At 70.1% G+C, this 26,029-nt stretch carries 20 protein-coding genes; 16 read left to right on the top strand and 4 right to left on the bottom strand.

Translation table 11 applies throughout. From position 1 onward, the window contains the following. Positions 1–91: 91 nt before the first annotated feature. The 4 genes from OHU89_RS13850 to OHU89_RS13835 all read right to left on the bottom strand — a co-directional run bounded on the left by OHU89_RS13850 (position 92) and on the right by OHU89_RS13835 (position 3,867). Positions 92–1,003, bottom strand: coding sequence for a carbohydrate kinase (locus tag OHU89_RS13850; RefSeq protein ID WP_405642767.1), 912 nt, complete (start codon positions 1,001–1,003; stop codon positions 92–94). A 183-nt stretch (positions 1,004–1,186) separates the two neighbouring features. Beyond that, the gene (locus OHU89_RS13845) at positions 1,187–2,209 is read right to left on the bottom strand and encodes a LacI family DNA-binding transcriptional regulator (RefSeq protein WP_405642765.1); all 1,023 of its coding nucleotides are present in this window, start codon (positions 2,207–2,209) and stop codon (positions 1,187–1,189) included. A gap of 129 nt (positions 2,210–2,338) precedes the next feature. Next, the gene (locus OHU89_RS13840; RefSeq protein WP_405642763.1) at positions 2,339–3,295 is read right to left on the bottom strand and encodes a hypothetical protein; all 957 of its coding nucleotides are present in this window, start codon (positions 3,293–3,295) and stop codon (positions 2,339–2,341) included. A 197-nt stretch (positions 3,296–3,492) separates the two neighbouring features. Continuing rightward, entirely contained in the window at positions 3,493–3,867 is a 375-nt protein-coding gene (locus OHU89_RS13835) for a response regulator (RefSeq protein ID WP_405642762.1), read from the bottom strand. A 208-nt stretch (positions 3,868–4,075) separates the two neighbouring features. On the opposite strand from OHU89_RS13835, the gene OHU89_RS13830 reads away from it, so the two are divergent. From OHU89_RS13830 to OHU89_RS13755, 16 genes are all read left to right on the top strand, one after another. Further along, positions 4,076–5,461: an ABC transporter substrate-binding protein gene (locus OHU89_RS13830; protein ID WP_405642760.1), complete on the top strand. Its 1,386-nt coding sequence runs from the start codon at positions 4,076–4,078 to the stop codon at positions 5,459–5,461. Positions 5,462–5,542: 81 nt separating this feature from the next. After that, positions 5,543–8,203, top strand: a complete 2,661-nt coding sequence (locus tag OHU89_RS13825) for a PAS domain S-box protein (protein ID WP_405654487.1) — start codon at positions 5,543–5,545, stop codon at positions 8,201–8,203. 476 nt (positions 8,204–8,679) lie between these two features. Next, positions 8,680–9,354: a response regulator transcription factor gene (locus OHU89_RS13820; protein ID WP_266893972.1), complete on the top strand. Its 675-nt coding sequence runs from the start codon at positions 8,680–8,682 to the stop codon at positions 9,352–9,354. Between the two features lie 64 nt (positions 9,355–9,418). Further along, the gene (uvrC, locus tag OHU89_RS13815) at positions 9,419–11,479 is read left to right on the top strand and encodes an excinuclease ABC subunit UvrC (protein WP_405642757.1); all 2,061 of its coding nucleotides are present in this window, start codon (positions 9,419–9,421) and stop codon (positions 11,477–11,479) included. Then, positions 11,476–12,435: an RNase adapter RapZ gene (gene rapZ, locus OHU89_RS13810; protein WP_266893976.1), complete on the top strand. Its 960-nt coding sequence runs from the start codon at positions 11,476–11,478 to the stop codon at positions 12,433–12,435. Before uvrC ends, rapZ begins: the two co-directional genes overlap by 4 nt. Continuing rightward, the gene (gene yvcK, locus OHU89_RS13805; protein WP_266828694.1) at positions 12,432–13,499 is read left to right on the top strand and encodes a uridine diphosphate-N-acetylglucosamine-binding protein YvcK; all 1,068 of its coding nucleotides are present in this window, start codon (positions 12,432–12,434) and stop codon (positions 13,497–13,499) included. Before rapZ ends, yvcK begins: the two co-directional genes overlap by 4 nt. Further along, positions 13,490–14,479, top strand: coding sequence for a DNA-binding protein WhiA (gene whiA / locus OHU89_RS13800; RefSeq protein WP_046261777.1), 990 nt, complete (start codon positions 13,490–13,492; stop codon positions 14,477–14,479). The genes yvcK and whiA overlap by 10 nt, the downstream gene beginning before the upstream one ends. 146 nt (positions 14,480–14,625) lie before the next feature. Further along, the gene (locus OHU89_RS13795) at positions 14,626–17,577 is read left to right on the top strand and encodes a M14 family zinc carboxypeptidase (protein WP_405642754.1); all 2,952 of its coding nucleotides are present in this window, start codon (positions 14,626–14,628) and stop codon (positions 17,575–17,577) included. A 228-nt stretch (positions 17,578–17,805) separates the two neighbouring features. Beyond that, complete coding sequence (gap, locus tag OHU89_RS13790; RefSeq protein WP_405642752.1) at positions 17,806–18,816, top strand: type I glyceraldehyde-3-phosphate dehydrogenase; 1,011 nt, start codon at positions 17,806–17,808, stop codon at positions 18,814–18,816. A 133-nt stretch (positions 18,817–18,949) separates the two neighbouring features. Continuing rightward, complete coding sequence (locus OHU89_RS13785) at positions 18,950–20,161, top strand: phosphoglycerate kinase (RefSeq protein WP_405642750.1); 1,212 nt, start codon at positions 18,950–18,952, stop codon at positions 20,159–20,161. A 6-nt stretch (positions 20,162–20,167) separates the two neighbouring features. Continuing rightward, entirely contained in the window at positions 20,168–20,944 is a 777-nt protein-coding gene (gene tpiA, locus OHU89_RS13780; protein ID WP_266893987.1) for a triose-phosphate isomerase, read from the top strand. A 102-nt stretch (positions 20,945–21,046) separates the two neighbouring features. Next, positions 21,047–21,277 (top strand): preprotein translocase subunit SecG, encoded by a 231-nt coding sequence (gene secG / locus OHU89_RS13775; RefSeq protein ID WP_046261782.1) that lies wholly within the window; start codon positions 21,047–21,049, stop codon positions 21,275–21,277. A 200-nt stretch (positions 21,278–21,477) separates the two neighbouring features. Then, positions 21,478–21,813 (top strand): RNA polymerase-binding protein RbpA, encoded by a 336-nt coding sequence (locus OHU89_RS13770; protein ID WP_003957010.1) that lies wholly within the window; start codon positions 21,478–21,480, stop codon positions 21,811–21,813. A gap of 138 nt (positions 21,814–21,951) precedes the next feature. After that, on the top strand, positions 21,952–23,220 hold the full coding sequence (locus OHU89_RS13765) for an MFS transporter (RefSeq protein WP_405642747.1): 1,269 nt from the start codon (positions 21,952–21,954) through the stop codon (positions 23,218–23,220). 52 nt (positions 23,221–23,272) lie between these two features. Beyond that, the gene (pgi, locus tag OHU89_RS13760) at positions 23,273–24,925 is read left to right on the top strand and encodes a glucose-6-phosphate isomerase (protein WP_405642746.1); all 1,653 of its coding nucleotides are present in this window, start codon (positions 23,273–23,275) and stop codon (positions 24,923–24,925) included. Between the two features lie 91 nt (positions 24,926–25,016). After that, entirely contained in the window at positions 25,017–25,949 is a 933-nt protein-coding gene (locus tag OHU89_RS13755; RefSeq protein ID WP_405642744.1) for a hypothetical protein, read from the top strand. Positions 25,950–26,029: the final 80 nt, after the last annotated feature.

Genomic DNA, 26,029 nt, shown 5'->3' with positions numbered 1-26,029 from the left:
CGCCGGTCGTTGCATGATCAGCCGCCCGATCCCTGCGGCTGAGACGCACCTTGACTCCTGAACAGTGGAATCGGCGGAAGGCCGAACGCCCCTACAGGTCCCCGAGTTCGGAGGCGTACGGCGGTTCCGCCCCCGCCCGGGAGCAGGTGATCGCGGCTGCCCGCGCCGCGAATCGCAGCAGCCTTGTCCAGCCGTCGGCGCCCAGTCCCAGGAGCGCCTCGGCGGACAGGGCGTCCTGGACGGACAGACCATGCAGAAGCGCCGCGTTCACCGTGTCACCGGCCCCGATCGTGTCGACGACGTCGACCTTCTCGCCCGGCACGGAGTGCTCCGAGCCGTCCCGGGTGAACGCGGTCAGACCCTCACCGCCGTGAGTGATCACAACGGCCGAAGGTCCCGCGGCCAGCCACTCGCGCGGGGTGCCGCCCAGCCACAGCGCGTCCTCCTCGGAGAGCTTGAGCAGTGACACCGACGGCAGCCAGCTCTTGAACCGGGCCCGGTAGGCGTCCGGATCGGGGATCAGCCCGGCCCGGATGTTCGGGTCGAGCGCGGTGAACACGCCCTGGGCGGCCGCGGTCCGCATCAACTCCTCATAGGCGCTCGCCCCCGGCTCCAGGACGAGCGAGCAGGTGCCGAAGGACACCGCGCGCGTACCGGCGGGGAGCTCGGCGGGGGCCGCGAACAGACGGTCGGCGGTGCCCTCGACATAGAAGGAGTAGGCGGCCGAGCCGCTCGCGTCGATCGTGGCGACCGCCAGGGTGGTCGGCTCCGGCCCGCGCTGCACCGCCGACACGTCCACCGACGCCCGCCGCAGCCCGTCGAGCAGGGCCTCGCCGAACGCGTCGGACGACGTACGGGAGCAGAAGGCGGCGGGGGAGCCGAGGCGGCCGAGGGCGACGGCCGTGTTGTACGGGCCGCCGCCGAGCGCGGGCGTCAGTCCCGCCAGGGCTCCCGTGCCCTGCGGTACCAGGTCGATGAGGGCCTCACCGGCGACGACGATCACGAACGTGTTCCTTTCTCGGGCTTGCGGGGCTGTCCTGCGGTACGGGGACAGACGGAGCGATGGCAACTTCCCCTCGGGTAGCTGCCGTTAGGGCACCCTGGCCACTTCGGGCGGCTGCCGTTGGGGCACCCCGACCTCTTCGGGCAGCCGCTGTCGTGACACCTCGGCCCCCTCGGGCAGCCGTCATTCGGACACCACCGCCTCCTCGGGGCACCCGCACGACGTGCGATGCACGAGGGCACACGGCAGGCGGACGGTCTGGGCCGGCCGGTCCGGATCGGCCAGGCGGTTCAGGAGCACCCGCACCGCCAGGGCGCCGATCTCCTTGCTGGGCTGGGCGATCGCGGTGAGCCGGGGTGAGAAGAGGTCGGCCCAGGCGAAGTCGTCGAAGCAGCACAGGGCGATATCGCCGGGCACGGCGAGACCACGGTCGCGCAGGGTGCGCAGTGCGCCGATGGTCATCGCGTTGTTGGCGGTGACGAGCGCCGTCGGCGGTTCGGCGAGGGCCAGCAGGGCTGCGGTGGCCCGCTCGGCACCGGCCGACGCGGAGTCGCCGTGGACCACGAGCCGTTCGTCGTACGGCAGACCGGCGGCCGCGAGCCCGCCACGGTACCCGGCGACCCGCTCACTGCTGGTGCTGAGCCCGGGCAGGCCCGCCACCAGCCCGATCCGCCGATGGCCGAGCACGGCGAGATGGGCCACCAGCTCGCTCATCGGCGCGGTGTTCTCGGCGCAGACCTGGTCGAAGCGCGGCGCGGCGTCGACGACACGGTCGAGGAGCACTGTGGGCACGGCATGGCGGCCGAGGTAGGCCAGCAGCTCCCCGGGGTTCGCCGAGGGCGCGACGATCATGCCGTCCACCCGCCGCTCGTGCAGCAGCTGGACGACCTTGCGCTCATGGGCGGGATCGTCGTGCGGATCGGCGATCAGCAGGCTGTAGCCGCGTTCCAGGACCTCTGCCTCGACTCCCTGGAGGATCTCCGTGAAGTACGGATTGCTGATCGCCGACACCGCGAGTCCGATGGACCGGGTGCGGGAGGTCACCAGGGAGCGGGCCAGGGTGTTGGGTGTGTAGCCGAGCTCGTCGATGGCGTCCAGGACGGCCTGACGGGTGTGCGGGAGCACCGGCCGGGTGTCGTTGAGCACATGCGAGACGGTCGCCACGGACACGCCCGCACAGCGCGCGACATCGGCCATGGTCGGCATGACGTTCCCTCCTGGACAGCCCTCGGGCGACACCTCTCGGCGGACACCCCTCAGGCCGGGAACGTATCCCATCCGACGCCTGACGTAAACGCTTGCGCAAGCGTTTACGTCAGGCGGGCCCTACACAGCTCACTCCCAGTCCCAGCCGATCCCCACGATCCCCGTCCGCACCCGTGGCTCGACGATGTGCACCGACCGGTGCGTCCCGGTGAGCGCCAGCTCCTGGCGCCCGCTGCGCGGGGCCGCCGCCGAGTGCTGGGTGAACCGGTGGCAGCGGGCCGGCAGCACGTTCTCGTCGAAGCGCACCTGGAGCGCGTACTGCCCGCCGGACGGGCCGAACCCGCGGATGTACTCGCGGGAGACACCCGCCGTGCCGTCCTCGACGCCGTAGCGGAACAGGAAGGTGTCGCCGGCCCGCAGCCGTGTGTCGAAGAGCAGCTCGGCCACGAGCACGCCGGTCTCGTGGTGGGAGCGGACGCGTCCGGTGCGGCAGTTCTCCAGGGCGTGCACCTGCATGCGCTCCGGCGCGCACCCCGGGTCGCCGTGGTGCACGGCCACGAACCGGTCGACGCCGTCCTGGTGGGCGCGCACGATGTGGTGCGACTCGCGCCCGAGAAGCTCCCGCCGTCCCCCTATCCGTACCCGCTCGTGGTGCCCGAGGGTGTGCAGCCCGCCGTCCGGCGGTGAGTCCAGCTCGGCCAGCAGCCGCTCCAGTACGCCGGAGGCCTCGACAAGGGAACGGTAGGAGCGGACGGCGGGGCGCTGGCCGGCCGCGTGTGCGTCGGCTTCGGCGAGCAGCCGGATCAGTGACTCCTCCGGCAGCTGGAGGATCTCCTCCAGGGCCCGCACCGCGCGCAGCGACTCGGGGCGCTGGGGGCGGCGGGCACCCTGCTGCCAGTAACTCAGGCTGGTGACGCCGACCCTGACCCCGTAGCGCGACAGATGGTGCTGCACGCGCTGGAGCGGCAGTCCGCGGGCGGCGATCGCCGCCCGCAGGGCGACATGGAAGGGGCCGCCTCGCAGGGCCGTGTCCAGTTCCGCGTCGGCGACGGCGGAAACGTCCCCGTGCTGTGTGGCGTGCGGCATGCAGGGGCCTTTCTGTGTGGTCACGACGGCTGGTCAGACCGTTCGTGCGGATTCGCACCGGGGCCGGGGCGTCTTCACATCCGTACGCCGTTCTTCACGGTCCCGAGTTCCCCCGCATTGAAGCGTGTTGACCAAGTCCCGACAACACCTCATGCCCAACAGTCACGCACTCCTGGCCGGGATACGGCCTGGAGAAGTCAAGTCGGCGCGCCCGGGCCGTCGTTGCCCAGTACGTCTCTGATCGCCCGCGCGGAGAGCGCGGACTTGTGAAGGAAGCCTCGCGCCGGGCTGGCGGCGACGAGTTCCTCGAAGTCGTCCAGGGAGTGTGTGGAGATCAGGATGATCACGGATGTGACATTGACGGCGAGCTCCACCGCGAGGTCGAAGCCGTTCTCCCCGTTGAGGTCGAGATCCACCAGGACGATGTCCGGAGCGAGTTCGGTGGCCCGTGCCAGCGCTTCCGGACCTGACATGGCGACGCCGACGACGGGTATCCCGTCGCGCTCCAGCAGAGTGCGCGCGGCTTCCAGGAACCGAATGCTGTCATCGACGAGAAGACAGCGCATGGACATGCCCCACAGGGTCCCAGCAGGCAGATGATTGCGCTTTCCGGCTACCCGGAAAGAGTCGACGCGCGTTGCTTCCGGGCAGCTGGAATGTGCTGAAGTCCCTTGCCGAATCCACCGGTTCCCGCTCACACAGCGCAGCGGCATGTCACCGGGGGTAGCATGTGGGCTGCCCTGGGAAGGCCGCTGAACGCCGGTCGAGTGGGGGTGCGCGATGCAGGCGTGGATCAGGAACGTCGGAACGGATCGGCATCATCGCGCCCTGGCCGCAGGGCTGTTGGGGGTCGTCCTGTTGCTGGCCGCGTGCGGTGGGGGAGGCGATGACGACGACGGCACGGGTGGCAGGGCACGCAGTGACACGACCTGCGACGGCAGGATCGAGGGCACCGAGCATCTGACGATGTGGTTCCACGCCGGACCGAGCGGGGAGCTCAGCACCCTGCAGAAGCAGGTCGTGGAGTTCAACAAAGCGCAGAAGCAGGTGCGGGTGGAGCTCGTCACCCTGCCCGAGCACCGCCCGTACACCGACCTGGTGAACTCCGCCGCGGCCAGCGGCGACCTTCCGGACCTGCTCGACTTCGACGGCCCTAATCTCTACAGCTACGCCTGGTCCGGCAAGCTCAAGCCGATCGACTCCTGCGTCCCCGAGAGCGTGCGGAGCGATCTGCTGGCCTCGATCCGCCAACAGGGCACGTACGCGGGGAAGCTGTACGGCATCGGCACCTTCGACTCCGGGCTCGGGCTGTATGTGCGCCCCTCGGTGCTGGAGAAGGCCGGCATCCGTATCCCCCAGGGCGTCGACGACGCCTGGACCTCCGGCGAATTCACGGATGTTCTGCGCACCCTGCGCAAGGGCCACAAGAACCCCCTCGACATCGGGCTCGTCTACGCGAAGCCCGGCGAGGAGTGGAACACCTACGGCTTCGCGCCCGCGGTGTGGTCGGCGGGCGGTGATCTCATCGAGCCCAAGACGTTCCGCACGGCCGACGGCTTCCTCAACAGCCCGGAGGCGGTCAAGGCGCTCACGACCATCCAGACCTGGGCCGAGGAGGGGCTCGTCGAGCCCGGCAGGACCGACGACCAGGCGTTCACCGAGGGCCGTAGCGTCATCTCCTGGACCGGCCACTGGTGGTACCCGGACTACAGCAAGGCGCACCCCGGCGACGTGGCGATCGTGCCGCTGCCCGACTTCGGCCGGGGCACGGTGACCGGGATGGGCTCCTGGCAGTGGGGCGTCACCTCCGACGCGGCCGACGGGGACGCCGTCTGGCGCTTCCTCGCCTATCTGCTGAAGCCGGACCAGGTCCACCGGATGAGCGAGGCCAACGGCGGTGTCCCGGCCACGCACAGCGCGGTGAAGCTCTCGTCCGCCTACGGCACCGACGGCGCCGAGCATCTGTTCATCGAGCAACTGACGGGCGGAGTCGCCCGGCCGCGGCCGCAGACGCCCGCCTACCCGGCGATCACCGACGCCTTCTCCCGGGCCTTTTCCAAGATCATGTTCGACAGGGCGCCGGTGAAGGCCACGCTCGACGGGGCGGTGGAGGCCATCGACAAGGACCTGGCGGACCACCAGTACTACCCGCCCACCGGGCGCTGAGGAACGAACGTGCGCGGCGTGGGACCGACACGGACGGGGCGTCCCGCGCTCCTGGCCCGCCTGCGTGTCGGACGCAAGCTGATGCTTCTCGTACTGCTGCCGGTGACCGGGCTGCTGGCTTTCACCGCCCTCAGCGGCGTCGCCCAGTGGCAGGAGGCGAGCCACCTGCGGGCCTTCCACACCACGACCCAGGTGTCGTTCGCGCTCACCGAGGTCTCCGACGCCGTCGCCCGGGAGCGGATCGCCGCCGTACAGGCCCGGCTCCGCCCGAGCACGGTCACCCCGGGGGCCCGTGCCGCGGCCGAACGGGCCACGGACCAGGCCCTGGAGCGGGCCGTCGACCGAACCGCCGGCTGGACCGGGGCCGACACCGCCGGAGACCTCGACGCCGCCGGCCGCCGACTGAACGCGCTTCGCGTCCAGACGGGCACCGCCTCACTCACCGCCCGCACGGTGGCCCAGAACTACGCGGGCATCGAGGACGCCCTGCTCGACAACGTCGCCGGGTTCGAGTCGGGGAGCCCCACCCGGACCTCGGGCCGCGCGGCGGACGCCCACATCGCCCTCGTACGGGCCATCGAGGCCGCCGAACGCGAGCGCGTGGAGCTGGCGATCCTGCTGGACGCACCCGCCGGGCAAGGCCCCACCGCAGCCGGACGCTGGCCCGAGCTCGAGGCGGCCGAACTGGACACGTTCAAGCAGAACACCTCGGACGAACTGCGGGGAGAGCTGTACAGAACCCAGTTCGAGGCGCCAGGACGGGCCGTCCGCAAGGTCCGCGAGACGCTCGCCGCGCCCGTACCCGAGACCGTCCACCGGCCGTCGTACGAGAGCTGGCTGACCGACTCCACGGCCCGCATCGACTCCCTGCGCGGCATCCAGGACCAGGCCGCGCGGGCCCTCGAGGTCACCGCCGCGCGCGACCGTCACAGCGCGGAGACCCGCGTACGGCGCGACCTCGCCGTCTCCCTGGCCGTCCTCGGCGTCGTCACCGTCCTCGCGCTGGCCTTGCGCCGCTCCATCACCCGCCCCCTCAGCGAGGTCTCGCAGGGCGCGCGGGCCCTGTCGTACGGCGATCTCTCGTACGACATCCGGTACGCCGGCCGTGACGAACTCGGCGATGTGGCCGACACCTTCCGCGAACTGCGCGTCACCACCGAGCGGCTGGCCGGCGAGATCCGGGCCATGACCACGGCGATCGACCACAACCGGCTCGGACACCGCGCCGACGTCGCCTCCTTCGACGGCACCTGGGCCCAGCTGCTCGGCGGCATGAACGGCACCATGGCATCCTTCGCGGCGGCCCACGGGCGGCGCGAGAAGGCCGAACAGGAAGTGGAGAGCATCTTCAACCTCTCCCTCGACCTGCTCTGCATCAGCGGCCTCGACGGCTACTTCAAGCGGGTCAACCCGGCCTTCGAGAGGACCCTCGGCCATTCGGGCGAGGAACTGCTGTCCAAGCCCTACATCGAGTTCGTGCACGAGGACGACCGGGACAGCACCCGCGTCGTCCTCGGCCGTCTCGCGAGCGGCGTCGACGTGGCCGAGTTCGAGAACCGCTACCTGCGCGCGGACGGCACCGAGTGCTGGCTCCAGTGGAGCGCCCGGCCGGTCCCCGAGGAGGGCCTCATCTACGCCACCGCGCGCGACGTCACCGAGAGCCGCCGGGCCGCACTCGAGCAGGCCGCGCTGCGCCGGGTCGCCACCCTGGTGGCCCGCGGAGCCCCGCCGTCCGAGGTGTTCACGCGGGTGGCGGAGGAGGTGGGGGCCCTGCTGAACACGACCGCGGCCGTGCTGCGGCAGGAGCCCGACGGCAGCCACACGGTCCTCGGTACCGCGTACGGGATCCCGGAGGAGCTCGAGCGAGCGAGCCGCGAGGAGCGTCGGCAGGCGGGCCTCAAGGCGCTGCGCGAGGTGTCCGGGACACGGCGCGCGGCTCATGTCGGACAGGTCGTGGGCGCGCCCATCGTCGTCGACGACCGGCTGTGGGGCTTCATCCTCGCGGCCTCCCCGCTGGACGCGCTGCCCGGCGGCACCGAGTCGCGGCTGGCCGACTTCACCGAGCTCATCGCCACCGCCATCGCCAACGCCGACAGCCGCGCCCAGCTGACCGCGTCACGCGCGCGCGTGGTGGCCGCCTCGGACGCCTCCCGGCGCAGGATCGAGCGCGATCTGCACGACGGGGTCCAGCAGCGGCTCGTCGCCCTCCAACTGGACCTGAGGCTGGCCGAGTCCCTGCTGACGGACCCGTCCTGCGAACTCGCCGAGCAGCTCGCCCATGTGAGCAAGGGCCTCGACGACGCCTTCCAGGACCTGCTCCAGGTGGCCCGCGGCATCCACCCGGCCATCCTCTCCAAGGGCGGCCTCGGCCCCGCCCTGCGCTCCCTGGCCCGCCGCTCCGCCGTCCCCGTGGAACTCGACCTGAAGCTGCCCGCGACGCGCCTCCCGGAGCAGCTGGAGGTGGCCGCGTACTACGTCACCTCGGAGTGCCTCACCAACGCCGCGAAACACGCCCACGCGCGCGTGGTGGAGGTCGCGGCCGAGATCCGGGACGACTGGCTGGAGATGGTCATCCGCGACGACGGCGTCGGGGGAGCCGAGCCCGGCCGTGGATCCGGGCTGATCGGGCTCATCGACCGCGTCGAGGCGATCGGCGGCAAGCTGGATGTCAGCAGTCCGCCGGGCGAGGGCACCACCATGGGGGTACGGCTGCCGCTGACCCCGCCGTCGACGAACGTGTGACCGCCCGACGCGCACACGGGGGGAGTTGTCCGGGCGGGGGACCTCGGACTCGGTGACGTCGCGTACGCACCGGGCGGTCATGTCGGACGGAGAGGCTGCCGTCCGGTTCTAGGGGCGGTGGGTACCGCCTTGGTGTGCCGACTGCAGACGCTTGGCGCGCGCTAGGTCGGGATCCCGGGGGTCGAGGACGTGGCCGAAGCCGTACGTGTCCCCGGTGCCGGGGCGGACACGGGTCGACCGCCTCGCCTTCTGGATCCGCGTCCGTCGCATGTCCCGCAACCCTTCGGTTCCGCGACCCGTCGCCTCTCGCCCGAAGCGACCGGTCCCGCTGCATCGCACTGGTTCGAGAATCGCTCGCACACGTCCGTGTGTCGTCACGGCAGGCCCCCAATCCCGCTTCCGGCTAGCCGTAATCCGGCCGGTGGGGCAGGCTGTTGGGCGCGCAGCAGATCGGTCGGGCAAGGGGAGCCGGGGCCATGGACGACGCATCGCAGCGGCAGGTGCGGGGACGGGTGGTCCTCGCCGACGACGACATCCTGCTCCGGGAGGGACTGGCGAGTCTCTGCGAGAGAGTCGGGTACGAGGTGGTCGGCCAGGCGGGTGACGCGGAGCGGCTCCTGGAGCTGGTCCATGAGGAGCGCCCCGACATCGCCATCGTCGACATACGGATGCCGCCCGACCACTCCACGGAGGGACTCAAGGCGGCCCGCACCATCCGGGAGCGCCACCCCGGCACCGGCATCCTCGTCCTGTCGGCGTTCGTCGAGGTCGAGGACGCCCTGGAGCTGCTGGCCGGCGGGCGTGGGGTCGGCTACCTGTTGAAGAGCCGGGTCACGGTCGTCGACGAGTTCATCGAGGCCCTGGACCGCGTCGGCAAGGGCGGCGCGGTGGTCGACCCCTCCCTGGTCCACGAACTCTTCACGGCCCAGCGCCGCGACGACCCTCTGTCCCACCTCAGCGCCCGAGAGAGGGAGGTCCTGGCCCTGATGGCGGAGGGCCGCTCCAACGCCGGCATCGGCCGCCGTCTGTGGGTCACCGAGGGCACGGTCGAGAAACATGTCCGCAGCATCCTCGGCAAGCTCAGCCTGACGGAGGACACCGACGACCATCGCCGGGTCCTGGCCGTCCTGACGTTCCTGGAGTCCAGGTAGAGGTCGCGCGGCCATCGTCCCCGGCCCCGTCGGACTGTCAGCCCCCGCCAGTAGGGTGGGAGACATGGCCGACCCCTCCAGCTACCGCCCCAGGCCGGGACAGATCCCGGACTCTCCCGGGGTCTACAGATTCCGCGACGAGCACCGCCGGGTGATCTACGTCGGAAAGGCGAAGAGCCTGCGCCAGCGCCTGGCGAACTACTTCCAGGACCTGGCGAGCCTGCACCCCCGCACCCGCACGATGGTGACCACGGCCGCGTCCGTGGAGTGGACGGTGGTGTCCACGGAGGTCGAGGCCCTGCAGCTGGAGTACTCCTGGATCAAGGAGTACGACCCCCGGTTCAACGTCAAGTACCGCGACGACAAGAGCTACCCGTACCTCGCGGTGACGATGAACGAGGAGTTCCCGCGCGTGCAGGTGATGCGCGGTCACAAGAAGAAGGGCGTCAGGTACTTCGGGCCCTACGGGCACGCGTGGGCGATCCGCGACACCGTCGACCTCCTGCTGCGTGTCTTCCCCGTCCGCACCTGCTCCGCCGGTGTCTTCAAGAACGCCGCCCGCACCGGCCGCCCCTGTCTCCTCGGCTACATCGGCAAGTGCTCCGCGCCCTGCGTCGGCCGCGTCACCGCCGACGAGCACCGCGAACTCGCCGAGGATTTCGGCGACTTCATGGCAGGCCGGACCGGGACGTACCTGCGCCGCCTGGAGAAGCAGATGATGGAGGCGGCCGAGGAGATGGAGTACGAGCGGGCGGCCCGCCTGCGCGACGACATCGAGGCCCTGAAGAAGGCCATGGAGAAGAGCGCCGTCGTGCTCGCCGACGCGACCGACGCCGACCTCATCGCGGTCGCCGAGGACGAACTCGAAGCCGCCGTGCAGATCTTCCACGTCCGCGGCGGACGCGTGCGCGGCCAGCGCGGCTGGGTCACCGACAAGGTCGAGGAGATCACCACCGGCGCCCTCGTCGAGCACGCCCTCCAGCAGCTCTACGGCGAGGAGACCGGGGACTCCGTCCCCAAGGAGGTCCTCGTCCCGGCCCTGCCCGACCCCGTCGGGCCGGTCCAGGAGTGGCTCACCGGGCGCCGCGGTTCGAACGTCTCGCTGCGCATCCCGCAGCGCGGCGACAAGAAGGCGCTGATGGAGACCGTGCAGCGCAACGCCCTGCAGACCCTCGCGCTGCACAAGACCAAGCGCGCCTCCGACCTGACCACGCGCTCGCGCGCCCTGGAGGAGATCGCCGAGGCCCTCGACCTGGACAGCGCGCCCCTGAGGATCGAGTGCTTCGACATCTCGCACCTCCAGGGCGACGACGTCGTGGCCTCCATGGTCGTCTTCGAGGACGGTCTGCAGCGCAAGAGCGAGTACCGCCGCTTCCAGATCAAGGGCTTCGAGGGCCAGGACGACGTCCGCTCGATGCACGAGGTGATCAGCCGCCGCTTCCGGCGCTACCTCGCCGAGAAGGAGAAGACCGGAGAGTGGGTGGAGGACGGCCACGAGGACGGGCTCGCCGGTGAGCCCGTCAACGGCCTCAAGGAGGACGACGGCCGCCCCAAGAAGTTCGCCTACCCGCCCCAGCTCCTCGTCGTCGACGGCGGACAGCCCCAGGTCGCCGCAGCCAAGAAGGCCCTGGACGAGCTCGGCATCGACGACATCGCCGTCTGCGGTCTCGCCAAGCGACTGGAGGAGGTCTGGCTGCCCGACGAGGACGACCCGGTGGTCCTGCCCCGCACCAGCGAGGGCCTCTATCTGCTCCAGCGCGTCCGCGACGAGGCCCACCGCTTCGCGATCACCTACCAGCGGGCCAAGCGGGCCAAGCGGTTCCGAGCGAGCCCTCTGGACGACGTCCCGGGCCTCGGCGAGACACGCAAGCAGGCGCTTCTCAAACATTTCGGCTCGTTGAGGAAACTTCGATCTGCCACCATCGACCAGATCTGCGAGGTCCCCGGCATAGGCCGCAAAACGGCAGAGACCATCGCCGTGGCCCTCGCCCAGGCGGCACCGGCCGCGCCTGCGGTGAACACAGCTACTGGAGAGATCATGGAAGAGGAACCCGACACCATGGGTTCCGGTGGGGAGCCCGTGACGGCGGGCACCCCGGACGAACGACGGGGGCAGGAGACATGAATGTGAACGAGAACGAAGGCCAACAGAGCCAAGACGGAGACGGAGCACAAGTGAGTACGGGCACGACCGGCGAGCCGGCCGGACTTCCCGAGGCGGCCATCCCCGAGCTGGTGATCATCTCCGGCATGTCCGGAGCCGGCCGGTCGACCGCCGCCAAGTGTCTGGAGGACCTCGGCTGGTTCGTCGTCGACAACCTGCCGCCCGCGCTGATCCCCACCATGGTGGAGCTCGGCGCCCGCTCCCAGGGCAACGTCGCCCGGATCGCGGTCGTCGTCGACGTCCGCGGCCGCCGCTTCTTCGACAACCTGCGCGAGTCCCTCGCCGACCTCGAGGCCAAGCACGTCACCCGGCGGATCGTCTTCCTGGAGTCCTCCGACGAGGCCCTGGTCCGCCGCTTCGAGTCGGTGCGCCGCCCGCACCCCCTCCAGGGCGACGGCCGCATCGTCGACGGCATCGACGCCGAGCGCGAGCTGCTGCGCGAGCTGCGCGGCGACGCCGACCTGGTCATCGACACCTCCAGCCTCAACGTCCACGAGCTGCGCGCCAAGATGGACGCCCAGTTCGCCGGCGAGGAGGAGCCCGAGCTGCGGGCCACCGTCATGTCCTTCGGCTTCAAGTACGGCCTTCCGGTCGACGCCGACCTGGTCGTGGACATGCGCTTCCTGCCCAACCCGCACTGGGTCCCGGAGCTGCGCCCCTTCACCGGCCTCAACGAGGAGGTGTCGGCGTATGTCTTCAACCAGCCCGGCGCGAAGGAGTTCATCGACCGCTACTCCGAGCTGCTCCAGCTCATCGCCGCCGGCTACCGCCGCGAGGGCAAGCGGTACGTGACGATCGCGGTCGGCTGCACCGGCGGCAAGCACCGGTCCGTCGCCACCTCCGAGAAGCTCGCCGCCCGTCTCGCCTCCCAGGGCGTGGAGACGGTGGTCGTACACCGGGACATGGGACGGGAATGACAGGACGTTCTCCGCGGCTGAGCAGGCTGCGCCGGGTCGTGCCCGAGGGACGCGCGACCCGGCCCGTGGAGGCCCGGGGCGCCAAGCCGCGCCGCCGCGGTGCCCAACCCAAGGTCGTCGCCCTCGGCGGCGGCATGGGCCTGTCCGCCTCGCTCGCCGCACTGCGCCGGATCACCGGCGACCTCACCGCCGTCGTCACCGTGGCCGACGACGGCGGCTCCAGCGGGCGGCTCCGCGACGAGCTGGGCGTACTGCCGCCCGGCGATCTGCGCAAGGCGCTGGCCGCGCTGTGCGGCGACGACGACTGGGGCCAGACCTGGGCCCGAGTCATCCAGCACCGCTTCCAGTCCAAGGGCGACCTGCACGACCACGCGGTCGGCAATGTGCTGATCGTCGCCCTGTGGGAGCAGCTCGGCGACCCTGTCCAGGCCCTCGACCTGGTCGGCAGGCTGCTGGGTGCGCACGGCCGGGTGCTGCCCATGTCCGCCGTACCCCTGGAGCTCCAGGCCCTGGTCAAGGGGCATGACCCGGAGCGGCCGGAGGACGTGGACACCGTCCGGGGACAGGCGACCGTCGCCCTGACCCCGGGCGAGGTGCAGTCCGTGCACGTCGTACCGCACGACCCGCCCGCCGTCCCCGAGGCCGTCGCCGCCGTCCTCGACGCGGACTGGGTGGTGCTCGGACCCGGCTCCTGGTTCTCCTCGGTCATCCCGCATCTGCTGGTGCCCGAACTCCTGGACGCCCTCACCCAGACGAAGGCGCGCCGGGTGCTCTCGCTGAACCTCGCTCCGCAGCCCGGAGAAACCGATGGCTTCTCCCCGCAGCGTCATTTGGAGGTTTTGGGACGACACGCCCCTAAACTCGCCCTGGACGTGGTGCTGGCCGACCAGGCCGCCGTGCCCGACCGCGATTCCCTGACCGATGCCGCCAAGCGGTTCGGTGCCGCGGTCGAGCTGGCGCCGGTGGCCCGGCCCGATGGGACCCCGAGGCATGACCCGGAGCTGTTGGCCGCCGCGTACGACCGTATTTTTCGGATGCATGGAAGGATCGGCCCATGGCGATGACGGCAGCGGTGAAGGATGAGATCTCCCGGCTTCCCGTCACCCGGACCTGCTGCAGAAAGGCGGAGGTCTCCGCGATTCTGCGGTTCGCCGGCGGCCTCCACCTGGTGAGCGGGCGCATCGTGATCGAGGCGGAGCTGGACACCGCGATGGCGGCCCGTCGGCTCAAGCGGGACATCCTGGAGATCTTCGGCCACAGCTCCGAGCTGATCGTGATGGCTCCGGGCGGACTGCGCCGCGGTTCGCGTTACGTGGTGCGCGTGGTCGCCGGTGGTGACCAGCTGGCCCGGCAGACCGGCCTGGTCGACGGCCGGGGCCGCCCGATCCGCGGTCTGCCCCCGCAGGTCGTCTCCGGGGCCACCTGCGACGCCGAGGCCGCCTGGCGCGGGGCCTTCCTGGCGCACGGCTCGCTGACCGAGCCCGGCCGCTCCTCCTCGCTGGAGGTGACCTGCCCGGGTCCGGAGGCCGCCCTTGCCCTGGTCGGCGCCGCCCGCCGGCTCTCCATCGCCGCGAAGGCCCGCGAGGTGCGCGGGGTGGACCGGGTGGTCGTCCGCGACGGCGACGCGATCGGCGCGCTGCTCACCCGGCTCGGCGCCCATGAGTCGGTGCTGGCCTGGGAGGAGCGCCGGATGCGCCGCGAGGTGCGGGCCACGGCGAACCGTCTCGCCAACTTCGACGACGCCAACCTCCGCCGCTCCGCGCGCGCGGCCGTCGCGGCCGGCGCCCGCGTCCAGCGGGCCCTGGAGATCCTCGCCGACGAGGTGCCCGAGCATCTCGCCGCCGCCGGGCGTCTGCGCATGGAGCACAAGCAGGCCTCCCTGGAGGAGCTGGGCGCGCTCGCCGACCCGCCGCTGACCAAGGACGCCGTCGCCGGCCGGATCCGCCGACTGCTGGCGATGGCCGACAAGCGGGCCCAGGACCTCGGCATCCCGGGCACGGAGTCCAGCATCACCGAGGAGATGGCCGACAACTTCGCAGGCTGACTCGCCGTCACCGCGCCGGTGCCGATGCTCCATTGGAGTGTCGACACCGGCGTTTGTCCGTCCTTGAGGCCCCCTTGACTGGATCATGAACTGTCATGAGCCTGGCATCTGTTCGCTGCTGTGGTGGACACACGCAAGGGGGGCACATGAGACGAAGAGCGAGACCGATCCTCGCTGTTGGCGCACTCCTTCTGGGTGGTGCGGGCATCGCACCCATCGCCCAGGCCGCGGAGAGCGCAGGTTCTCCCGATCCCAACGAGATCAAGGTCTTCCGGGCCGAGGTCACCAGCCAGCAGGTACCCCTGCTGCTGGCGGCCGGGCAGGACGGCCACGAACTGAGCGAGCAGGTACCCGCCAAGGGCACCGCGACCGTCGAGGTCTACCTGAGCGACCAACAGGCGGACAAGCTCGAGAAGCAGGGCGTCGACCTCACCGAGCACACCCTTTCCGCCAAGGCCGAGAAGCGCGTCGAGGCGGCCGCCGACGGTGTGTTCCGCCCGTACAGCGGGGCCGGGAACATCAAGGAGGAGATCCTCCGCACCGGCCAGGAGAACCCCGGCCTCACCAAGGTCGTCTCCATCGGCAAGACGGTCACCGGCCAGGACATCCTCGCGCTCAAGCTCACCAAGAACGCGAAGAAGACCAAGGACGGCGCCAAGCCCTCCGTGCTGTACTTGTCCAACCAGCACGCGCGTGAGTGGATCACGCCGGAGATGACCAGACGGCTGCTCCACCACTACGTCGACAACTACAAGTCCGACAAGCGCATCAAGAAGATCGTCGACTCGACCGAGCTGTGGTTCGTCATCTCGGCCAACCCCGACGGCTATGACTACACCTTCCAGGGCGACGACTCCCGCCTGTGGCGCAAGAACCTGCGGGACAACAACGCCGACGGCACCATCGCCATCGGCGACGGCGTCGACCTCAACCGCAACTTCTCCTACAAGTGGGGCTACGACAACGAGGGTTCGTCACCCACCCCCACCAGCGAGACCTACCGCGGCACGACTCCGGGCTCCGAGCCCGAGACGAAGGCCATCGACGCCTTCCAGAAGCGGATCGGCTTCACGTACGGCATCAACTACCACTCCGCCGCCGAACTCCTCCTCTACGGCGTCGGCTGGCAGGTGGCCACCGACACGCCGGACGACGTCCTCTATAAATCGCTCGCCGGCACCCCGGACAACTCCGCGATCCCCGGCTACCGGCCCCAGGTCTCCTCGGAGCTGTACACCACCAACGGCGAGGCGGACGGCCACGCGTCGAACGTCAACGGCCTGGCGATGTTCACCCCCGAGATGTCGACCTGTCAGACCGTGTCGGACCTCTACCCCGACGACCAGTGGAACGCGGCCGACTGCCAGTCGGTCTTCAACTTCCCGGACGACGAGAAGCTGATCCAGCAGGAGTTCGAGAAGAACATCCCGTTCGCGCTCTCCGTCGCCGAGTCCGCGGCCCGGCCCGACCAGCCGAAGTCCTCGCTCGGACTGAAGGCCGCCGACTTCACCCCGAAGACGTTCACCACGTCGTACTCGCGCGGAGCGGACCAGGAAGTCTCCGTCGTCGCACGCAAGTCGGTGCGCGACAAGGAGCTCAAGTACCGCGTCAACGGCGGCCGTGTCGAGGACATGGCGCTCAAGGCATGGAAGGGCGGCGAGACGTTCGGCGGTGAGGACAACCTCTACTTCGACGAGTACCGCGCCAAGGCCGCCGACGGCGACCCGGGCGACAAGGTCGAGGTGTGGTTCACCGGCGAGACGCGCAGCGGAAAGCGCACCTCCAGCGAGCACTTCACGTACACCGTGGCCACGCGGCCACGCGCGGACGTGCTCGTCGTCGCCGAGGAGGGCGCGGCCGCCACACAGGCGCAGACCTACGTCGACGCCCTGAAGGCCAACGGCCGCAAGGCGATCGCCTGGGACGTAGCCACCCAGGGCACGCCCGACGCGCTCGGCGTCCTGGATCACTTCAAGACGGTCGTCCACTACACGGGCGCGAGCGTCCCGGGCAACGCCACCCAGCTCCAGCTGCGGGCCTTCCTCAACGAGGGCGGCAAGCTGATCGAGGCGGGCGAGCGGGCCGGCGGCAACGTCGACCTCGGCGGCGGCACCCTGTCGAACGATTTCAGCCAGTACTACCTGGGCGCCTACACCCGTACGTCCCTGCCGGGGACCACCGCCTTCCAGGGCGTCGGGAAACTCGCCGGAGCCGGCGGAGCGCTCGGCGCGGCCCCGGGCAACCCGCTCGACACGGCCGGGTCGTTCAGCGTCACCTCGGACACCCTCCCGGTCGCCACGTTCCCGCAGTTCGCGAGCGCGGGCGGCGGCAGCTACCCCGGCACGGTCAACCCGTACGGCCCCTACGAAGGCGCCTCCATGGCGGCCGTCACGCACAGCGACTACGCCTGGAACCGCCTCACCCGCACCATCGACCTCACCTCGGTGACCGCCGCCCAGGCACCCACGCTCAGCACCCGGCTGCTGTGGAGCACCGAGGAGGGCTACGACCACGCGGTCCTCGAGGCCCACACGGCCGGGGCCGACGACTGGACCACGCTCCCGGAGAAGAACGGCAGGACCACCTCCACCGTGCCCGCGGAGTGCGACGCCGGGTACTTCATCGCGGCCCATCCCGCACTCAAGCGGTATCTGACCCTCGGCGACGGCGGCTGCACGGCCTCTGGCACCAGCGGTCAGTGGAACAGCTTCACCGGGGCGTCGGCCGGCTGGCAGGAGGTCGCCTTCGACCTCTCCGCGTACGCCGGCAAGAGGGTCGAGGTCTCCCTCAGCTACATCACCGACCCCGGATCCGGCGGCCGTGGCGTCCTCGCCGACAACGCGTCCGTGGTGATCGGCGGCAACGCCGTCGAGACCGAGGGCTTCGAGACGTCGCTCGGTGCCTGGAGCGTCCCCGGACCGCCCGCGGGCAGCCCGGCGGTCGTCAAGGACTGGGGGCGCTCCGGAGAGCTGTTCAAGACGTACGGCGCGGTCACCACGGACGACACCGTGCTGCTGGGCTTCGGCCTGGAACACGTCACCGCGGCGGCCGACCGCACGACCCTGCTCGGCAAGGCGCTCGCTGCTCTCGGAAAGTGAACACACCGGTCAACGGTGACTGACCCTCCGTAATCAATTCGAGCGACGGAGCCTTTCGAGCCGGGCGGTCCGTACCCCTACTGGCGGGTACGGACCGCCTGCCCGTGTATGCGGCATCTCGATGTCACCGGGAGAGCCTCAGGGAGGTAGGGTCGTAGGCGGTCGGGGACATCCCAAACAGAGCTCGCCGGCACTGCATAGCCGGCGTACCAACGAGGAGATCGGTTCGTGACGATCCGCGTAGGCATCAACGGCTTCGGTCGTATCGGTCGCAACTACTTCCGCGCACTGCTGGAGCAGGGTGCTGACATCGAGATCGTGGCTGTCAACGACCTGGGTGACACTGCGACCACCGCCCACCTGCTGAAGTACGACACCATCCTGGGCCGCCTCAAGGCCGAGGTGACGCACACCGCCGACACCATCACGGTCGACGGCCACACCATCAAGGTGCTCTCCGAGCGCAACCCCGCCGACATCCCGTGGGGCGAGCTCGGTGTCGACATCGTCATCGAGTCGACCGGCATCTTCACCAAGAAGGCCGACGCCGAGAAGCACATCACCGGCGGCGCCAAGAAGGTCCTCATCTCGGCTCCGGCCAAGGACGAGGACATCACCATCGTGATGGGCGTCAACCAGGACAAGTACGACGCGGCCAACCACCACGTCATCTCCAACGCCTCCTGCACCACCAACTGTGTGGCGCCGATGGCCAAGGTTCTGGACGAGAACTTCGGCATCGTCAAGGGCCTGATGACGACGGTCCACGCGTACACCAACGACCAGCGCATCCTGGACTTCCCGCACTCGGACCTGCGCCGCGCCCGCGCCGCCGCCGAGAACATCATCCCGACCACGACGGGTGCCGCCAAGGCCACCGCCCTGGTCCTCCCGCAGCTCAAGGGCAAGCTCGACGGCATCGCGATGCGCGTCCCGGTCCCGACCGGCTCGGCCACCGACCTGGTCGTGGAGCTCCAGCGCGAGGTCACCAAGGACGAGGTCAACGCCGCGTTCAAGAAGGCCGCCGACGACGGCGACCTCAAGGGCATCCTCGTCTACACCGAGGACCCGATCGTGTCCTCGGACATCGTGAGCGACCCGGCCTCCTGCACCTTCGACTCCTCCCTGACCATGGTCCAGGAGGGCAAGTCGGTGAAGATCCTCGGCTGGTACGACAACGAGTGGGGCTACTCCAACCGACTCGTCGACCTCACGGTCTTCGTCGGCAACCAGCTCTGACCGACAGAGCAGGCACGTTGATGTGAGAGCAGGGCTCGGGCGGCGCAACGACGCGCCGCTCGGGCCCTGACTCACGTACAGACCAGCCTTCTTAGGATCACGAGCACCACCAGTCCTCTCGGGAGCCCTCTCAATGAAGACGATCGACGAACTTCTCGCCGAAGGCGTCGCAGGCAAGCGGGTCTTCGTCCGCGCCGACCTGAACGTGCCGCTGGACGGCACCACGATCACCGACGACGGCCGTATCCGCGCCGTGCTGCCCACCGTCAAGGCGCTGGCCGAGGCGGGCGCCCGCGTGGTCGTCGCCTCCCACCTGGGCCGCCCCAAGGGCGCCCCGGACCCGGCCTTCTCCCTCGCTCCCGCCGCCGCGCGCCTCGGTGAACTCCTCGGCGCCGACGTGGCCTTCGCGACCGACACCGTCGGCGATTCCGCCACGGCCACCGTCGCCGGCCTCGCCGACGGCCGGGTCGCGGTCGTGGAGAACCTGCGCTTCAACGCCGGCGAGACGTCCAAGGACGACGCCGAGCGCGGCGCCTTCGCCGACCAGCTCGCCGCCCTCGCCGACGTGTACGTGGGCGACGGCTTCGGCGCGGTGCACCGCAAGCACGCCTCGGTCTTCGACCTTCCGGCCCGCCTGCCGCACTACGCCAGCTACCTCATCGCCACCGAGGTCGGTGTCCTGAAGAAGCTCACGGACGAGGTGCAGCGCCCCTACGTGGTCGCCCTCGGCGGTGCCAAGGTCTCCGACAAGCTCGCCGTCATCGACCAGCTGCTCGGCAAGGCCGACCGCATCCTCATCGGCGGCGGCATGGCGTACACCTTCCTCAAGGCCAAGGGCCACGAGGTCGGCGCGTCACTCCTCCAGGAGGACCAGATCCCGGCCGTCCTCGAGTACATCGAGCGCGCGGAGAAGACCGGCGTCGAGCTGGTGCTGCCCGTCGACGCCGTGGTCGCTCCCGGGTTCCCGGACCTGAAGACCAAGGCTCCGGCGGGCGCCACCACCGTCGCCGCCGACGCCATCCCGGCCGACCGGATGGGCCTGGACATTGGTCCGGAGTCCAACAAGCTGTACGCCTCGAAGATCACCGACGCCGCCACCGTCTTCTGGAACGGCCCGATGGGCGTCTTTGAGCACCCCGAATTCGCCGAGGGCACCAAGGCGGTCGCCCAGGCACTCCTCGACTCCCAGGCCTTCACGGTCGTCGGCGGTGGCGACTCCGCCGCGGCCGTCCGCATCCTGGGCTTCGACGAGAACGCGTTCGGCCACATCTCGACCGGCGGCGGCGCCTCCCTCGAATACCTCGAGGGCAAGACGCTCCCCGGCCTCGCCGCACTGGAGGACTGACCCCGCATGACCACTCGCACGCCGATCATGGCGGGTAACTGGAAGATGAACCTCAACCACCTCGAGGCCATCGCGCACGTCCAGAAGCTCGCTTTCGCCCTGGCCGACAAGGACTACGAGGCCGTCGAGGTCGCCGTCCTGCCGCCCTTCACCGATCTGCGCTCCGTGCAGACCCTGGTCGACGGCGACAAGCTCAAGATCAAGTACGGCGCCCAGGACATCTCCGCGCAGGACTCCGGCGCCTACACCGGCGAGATCTCCGGTGCCATGCTCGCCAAGCTGAAGTGCACGTACGTGGCGATCGGCCACTCCGAGCGCCGCCAGTACCACGCCGAGACCGACGAGATCGTCAACGCCAAGGTCAAGGCCGCCTACAAGCACGGCCTGACCCCGATCCTGTGCGTCGGCGAGGAGCTGGACGTCCGCGAGGCGGGCAACCACGTCTCCCACACCCTCGCCCAGGTCGAGGGCGGTCTGAAGGACCTCCCGGCCGAGCAGGCCGAGTCCGTCGTGATCGCCTACGAGCCCGTGTGGGCCATCGGCACCGGCAAGGTCTGCGGCGCCGAGGACGCCCAGGAGGTCTGCGCCGCCATCCGCGGCAAGATCGCCGAGCTCTACACCCAGGAGCTGGCCGACCAGGTCCGCATCCAGTACGGCGGCTCCGTGAAGTCCGGCAACGTCGCCGAGATCATGGCGCAGGCCGACATCGACGGTGCGCTCGTGGGCGGTGCGTCACTCGATGCCGACGAGTTCGTCAAGATCGTGCGCTTCCGCGACCAGTGAGTATGCGGTAAGCGGGATCCGTCGTACCCTTGCGGGGGCACAGCCCTGAGGCTGTGCCCCTGTCGTCCATCCAGATCCGAGGAAGTTGGTCCAGCCGTGGTTATGGGGTTCTCGATCGCCCTGATCGTCTTCAGCGGCCTGATGATGCTGCTGGTGCTCATGCACAAGGGCAAGGGCGGCGGCCTCTCCGACATGTTCGGTGGCGGTATGCAGTCCTCCGTCGGCGGCTCCTCGGTCGCCGAGCGCAACCTCGACCGGATCACCATCGTGGTCGGTCTGCTGTGGTTCGCGTGCATCATCGTGCTCGGCCTTCTGATGAAGGTGAACAACTGACCGGCACGCACATTCCGTACGTAAGGCCCCATGTTCGGTACGCGCACCTGAGCGCGGCCTATCATGGGGCTTGCGTCTAGGTGTAGGGGCTGTAACTCCAATCACTGGACGCGCGTTGGGCCTTACGTAGACTGAGGCGCTCGCAACGAAGCGAAAACGCCGACTCGCTTCGCGGCACCATCACGCAGGGAGTTACGACCGTGGCAAGTGGCAACGCGATCCGAGGAAGCCGGGTCGGGGCGGGGCCGATGGGCGAGGCCGAGCGTGGCGAGTCCGCGCCCCGGCTGCGCATCTCCTTCTGGTGCTCCAACGGGCACGAGACGCAGCCCAGCTTCGCCAGCGACGCGCAGGTCCCCGATACCTGGGACTGCCCGCGCTGCGGCTTCCCCGCCGGACAGGACCGGGACAACCCGCCGGACCCGCCGCGCACCGAACCGTACAAGACGCACCTCGCGTACGTACGGGAGCGGCGCAGCGATGCGGACGGCGAGGCGATCCTCGCCGAGGCGCTCGCCAAACTGCGGGGCGAGATCTAGGAATTGACAGCCGGCCGGGCACCGAGAGGTGCCTGGCCGGAGCTGTTCTCACGTTATCCACAGGCCCACCGCGCTGTCAGTGGTGGCCTCTACGGTTTGTGCATCGCCGCAAGGCGGGCCAATCGTGAGGGGGAAGCTGTGGTGACGGTCGAGGCTGCGGGTGTGCGGGTGCCCGCGTGGCGTGGAGGGTTCGGGCGGCTGTGGAGTGCCGCCGTGCTCTCCAGTTTCGGTGATGCGCTGCGTACGGCGGCGCTGCCCCTGCTGGCCGCCACCCTGACCGACGAGCCCCTGGCCATAGCGGCGGTCACCGCCTGCGGCTATCTGCCCTGGATCGTCTTCGGGCTGCTCGGCGGAGCGGTCGCCGACCGGGTGGACCAGCGGCGCGCGATGTGGACGGTGGATGCGCTACGAGGGCTGCTGGTCGCCTGTTTCGCGGTGGCCGTGGCACTCGGACAGGCCTCCATCGGTCTTCTGATCGCGCTGGCCTTCGCCCTGACCACTCTGCAGACACTCTTCGACAACGCGTCCACTGCCTTGTTGCCAGCTCTGGTGGACGACGAGGCCCTCGGCAGTGCGAACGCCCGTCTGATGACCGGGCAGAAGATTGCCGGCGGTCTGCTCGGCGCCCCCGTCGTGCCCCTGCTGCTGGTGGTCGGCGCCCCCGTGCCCTTCGTGGCCGACGCGGTGACCTTCCTGGTGGCGGCGGCGCTGGTCGCCTCCCTGCGGACAGGTGGGCCCGCGCGGAAGCCGAGACCGGCGGGCAGCACCCTGCGCCGGGAGATCGCGGAGGGGCTGCGCACCCTGGCCGGGGACCGGGCCCTGCGCGGCCTGTGCGCGGCCACGGCCCTGTGCAATGTCGGCGTGGGCGCCCTCATCGCCACCATGGTGCTTCTGGTGACCGACTGGATCGGTGCGGGGCATGCCGGGTTCGCGGCGGCGACGACCGCCTACACCGTCGGCTCCCTGGCCGGGGGAGCGCTCAACCGCCGACTGGTCTCCCGCACAGGGCGGGTGCGGGCGGTACTGCTCGCCGGGACGGTGCAGATCGGCGCGCTCGTCGTGATGGGGACGGTGCGGAGCCTGGCCGCGATGGTGGCCGCGATGGCCGTCTTCGGGCTGATGGGCATGGTGTGGAACGTCAACACCACGACCCTCATGCAGCAGCGCAGCCCCGCCGAGATGCTGGGCCGGGTCAGCTCGGCCTTCCGGACCCTGGCGGTCGCGGGGGCACCCCTGGGCGCGATCCTCGGCGGTGTCGTCGCCACGGTCTGGGGGCGGGGCACCCCGGCGTTGCTCGCGGCCGGCTTCTTCGTTCTCTCCGTCGCCTCGTTGACACCTGCGCTCAAGCCGGACGTACCTGTTGTTGCACCGAAGGACGGCGCCGTGACAGCTCATGTCACGCGCTGATCAACTAGGTTGGACCAGCTGGGACAGGCACGAAAGAAGGCTGAAGTCGGACATGAACGCAGACGGCCGTACGAGGCTCAACCAGACACCCGAGTGGACCGCTCTGGCCAAGCACCGCGAGGAGCTCGGCGAGGTGCGGCTGCGCGAGCTGTTCGCCGCCGACCCGGGCCGCGGCGCCGGGTACACGCTCCAGGTCGGGGACCTGCACGTCGACTACTCCAAGCACCTCGTCACCGAGGAGACGCTGCGGCTGCTGCGCGAACTGGCCGCCGCCACCGATGTCTTCGGCCTCCGGGACGCCATGTTCCGCGGCGAGAAGATCAACACCACCGAGGACCGGGCCGTCCTGCACACCGCGCTGCGGGCCGCCCGGGACACGGTGGTCGAGGTCGACGGGGAGAACGTCGTCCCGGGCGTGCACGCGGTCCTCGACAAGATGGCCGGCTTCGCCGAGCGCGTCCGCTCGGGGGAGTGGAAGGGGCACACCGGCAGGCGCATCAAGAACGTCGTCAACGTCGGCATCGGCGGCTCCGACCTCGGCCCGGCGATGGCGTACGAGGTGCTGCGCAGCTTCACCGACCGCGACCTCACGGTCCGCTTCGTGTCCAACGTGGACGGCGCCGACCTGCACGAGGCGACCCGCGACCTGGACCCGGCCGAGACGCTGTTCATCATCGCCTCCAAGACCTTCACCACCATCGAGACGATCACCAACGCGACCTCGGCACGCCAGTGGCTGCTGGACGCGCTCGGTGACGAGGCCGCCGTCGCCAAGCACTTCGTGGCGCTGTCGACGAACGCCGAGAAGGTCGGCGACTTCGGTATCGACACGGCCAACATGTTCGAGTTCTGGGACTGGGTCGGCGGACGGTACTCGTACGACTCGGCGATCGGGCTGTCCCTGATGATCGCCATCGGCCCGGACCGCTTCCGGGAGATGCTCGACGGGTTCCGGCTCGTCGACGAGCACTTCAGGACCGCGCCCGCCGAGTCCAACGTGCCGCTGCTCCTTGGCCTGTTGGGGATCTGGTACGGCAACTTCCATGACGCCCAATCGCACGCGGTGCTGCCCTACAGCCACTACCTGTCCAAGTTCACGGCGTACCTCCAGCAGCTGGACATGGAGTCCAACGGCAAGTACGTGGGCCGGGACGGTGTTCCGGTGGAGTGGCAGACGGGGCCCGTGGTGTGGGGGACTCCCGGGACGAACGGGCAGCACGCGTACTACCAGTTGATCCACCAGGGCACGAAGCTGATCCCGGCGGACTTCATCGGCTTCGCCGAGCCCGTCGCCGAGCTCGGCGACCAGTTCAAGGCGCAGCACGACCTGTTGATGGCGAACTTCTTCGCACAGACGCAGGCCCTCGCGTTCGGCAAGACGCCGGACGAGGTACGGGCCGAGGGGGTGGCCGAGGAGCTGGTGGCGCACAAGACGTTCCAGGGCAACCACCCGACCACGACGATCCTCGCGCGCGAGCTGACGCCGTCGGTACTCGGGCAGCTCGTGGCGCTGTACGAGCACAAGGTGTTCGTCCAGGGAGCCGTCTGGAACATCGACTCCTTCGACCAGTGGGGAGTGGAGCTCGGCAAGGTCCTCGCCAAGCGCGTGGAACCCGCACTGACCGAGGGCGCGGACGTTCCGGGTCTCGACGAGTCGACCAAGGCTCTGGTGGCCAAGTACCGGGAGCTGCGCGGCCGTTCGTGACCGCGGATCGCGGAAAGCGGGCGGCGCGGAGCCGTCCGCTTCCCGTAGAATCCCCGACGATCATGAAAGCCATGGCTCGGGGGAGTGCAAGGTGGCTGGTTCACAAGGAAGTTGGACGGGCGGCGCGCTGACGGCGGGGTCGCTCTGGAAACCGAAGTACGCGGCACGCGCCGTGTTTCACCCGGCGTGGATACCGGAGTCCATCGACCCGGCGGTGGAACAGCTGAAGAAGATCCGTCTCATCGCCGGGACGGTCGCGGCGATCGGTGTGTACACCTTCGTCGAGGGCGGCTTCGCCTTCGACGAGATGTTGGAGAACATGCTGACGGCCTCCGTCGTCCTGCTCTTCATCACACCGCTGACGGTCGGCGTCATGCTCTTCGTGTGGCGGCGGCGCGGCTCGGTGAGCGGGCTGAAGCCCTCGCTGTTCAACTCGCTGAAACTGCTGCTGCTCTTCGTGGGGACGATCGTGCTCACGGTGGTGCTGCTGCAGACTGCGGGCGGCGCGGGGTTCTTCATCCTGGTCCTCGGCCCGGTCGTGCTCTGGCTGATCGGTTTCGTGGCCCGCGGGGCCTGGCACGTGGGCGCGAACTTCTTCGGCACCGCGGGTGTGCACCGCTGTCTGCCGCCGCTGCTCGCCACGGTCACGTCCTGGCTGATGGCCCTCCCCGACCTCCTCACGGGCGACCTGCACGGGCTCAGCCTCGGGATGGGCGTCCTGTTCATCCTGGGCGCACCACTGACGGTCACGGGAATCTCGCTGCTGGAGATGCGGCGACTGGACCAGCGCTACGGCATCCGGCTGGCCGCCCACCCGGCCACCCAGCCGCACCTCACCCCACCGCCCCCGCCGATGCCGCCGTACGCGCCGCCGCAGGGCAACCCGTACGGGCCGGGCCCGGGACAGACGTACCACCCGGGCAATCCGTACGGGCCGGGCACAGGGCAGCCGTACCACCACGGCAACCCCTACGGGCCGCCGGCCGGGAACCCCTACAACCAGGGCAACCCCTACGGGCACTGACGGGCCCGGCTCCATCGCGGCGGCGTGCCGTGAACGCAAGAAGGCCCCAGGTCATCGACCTGGGGCCTTCCGGCAGTGCG

The sequence above is a fragment of the Streptomyces sp. NBC_00019 genome (genome assembly GCF_045041015.1).
Taxonomy (GTDB): domain Bacteria; phylum Actinomycetota; class Actinomycetes; order Streptomycetales; family Streptomycetaceae; genus Streptomyces.
Note: the sequence above shows the minus strand (reverse complement) of the source record. Positions and strands in the feature narration are given on the sequence as shown.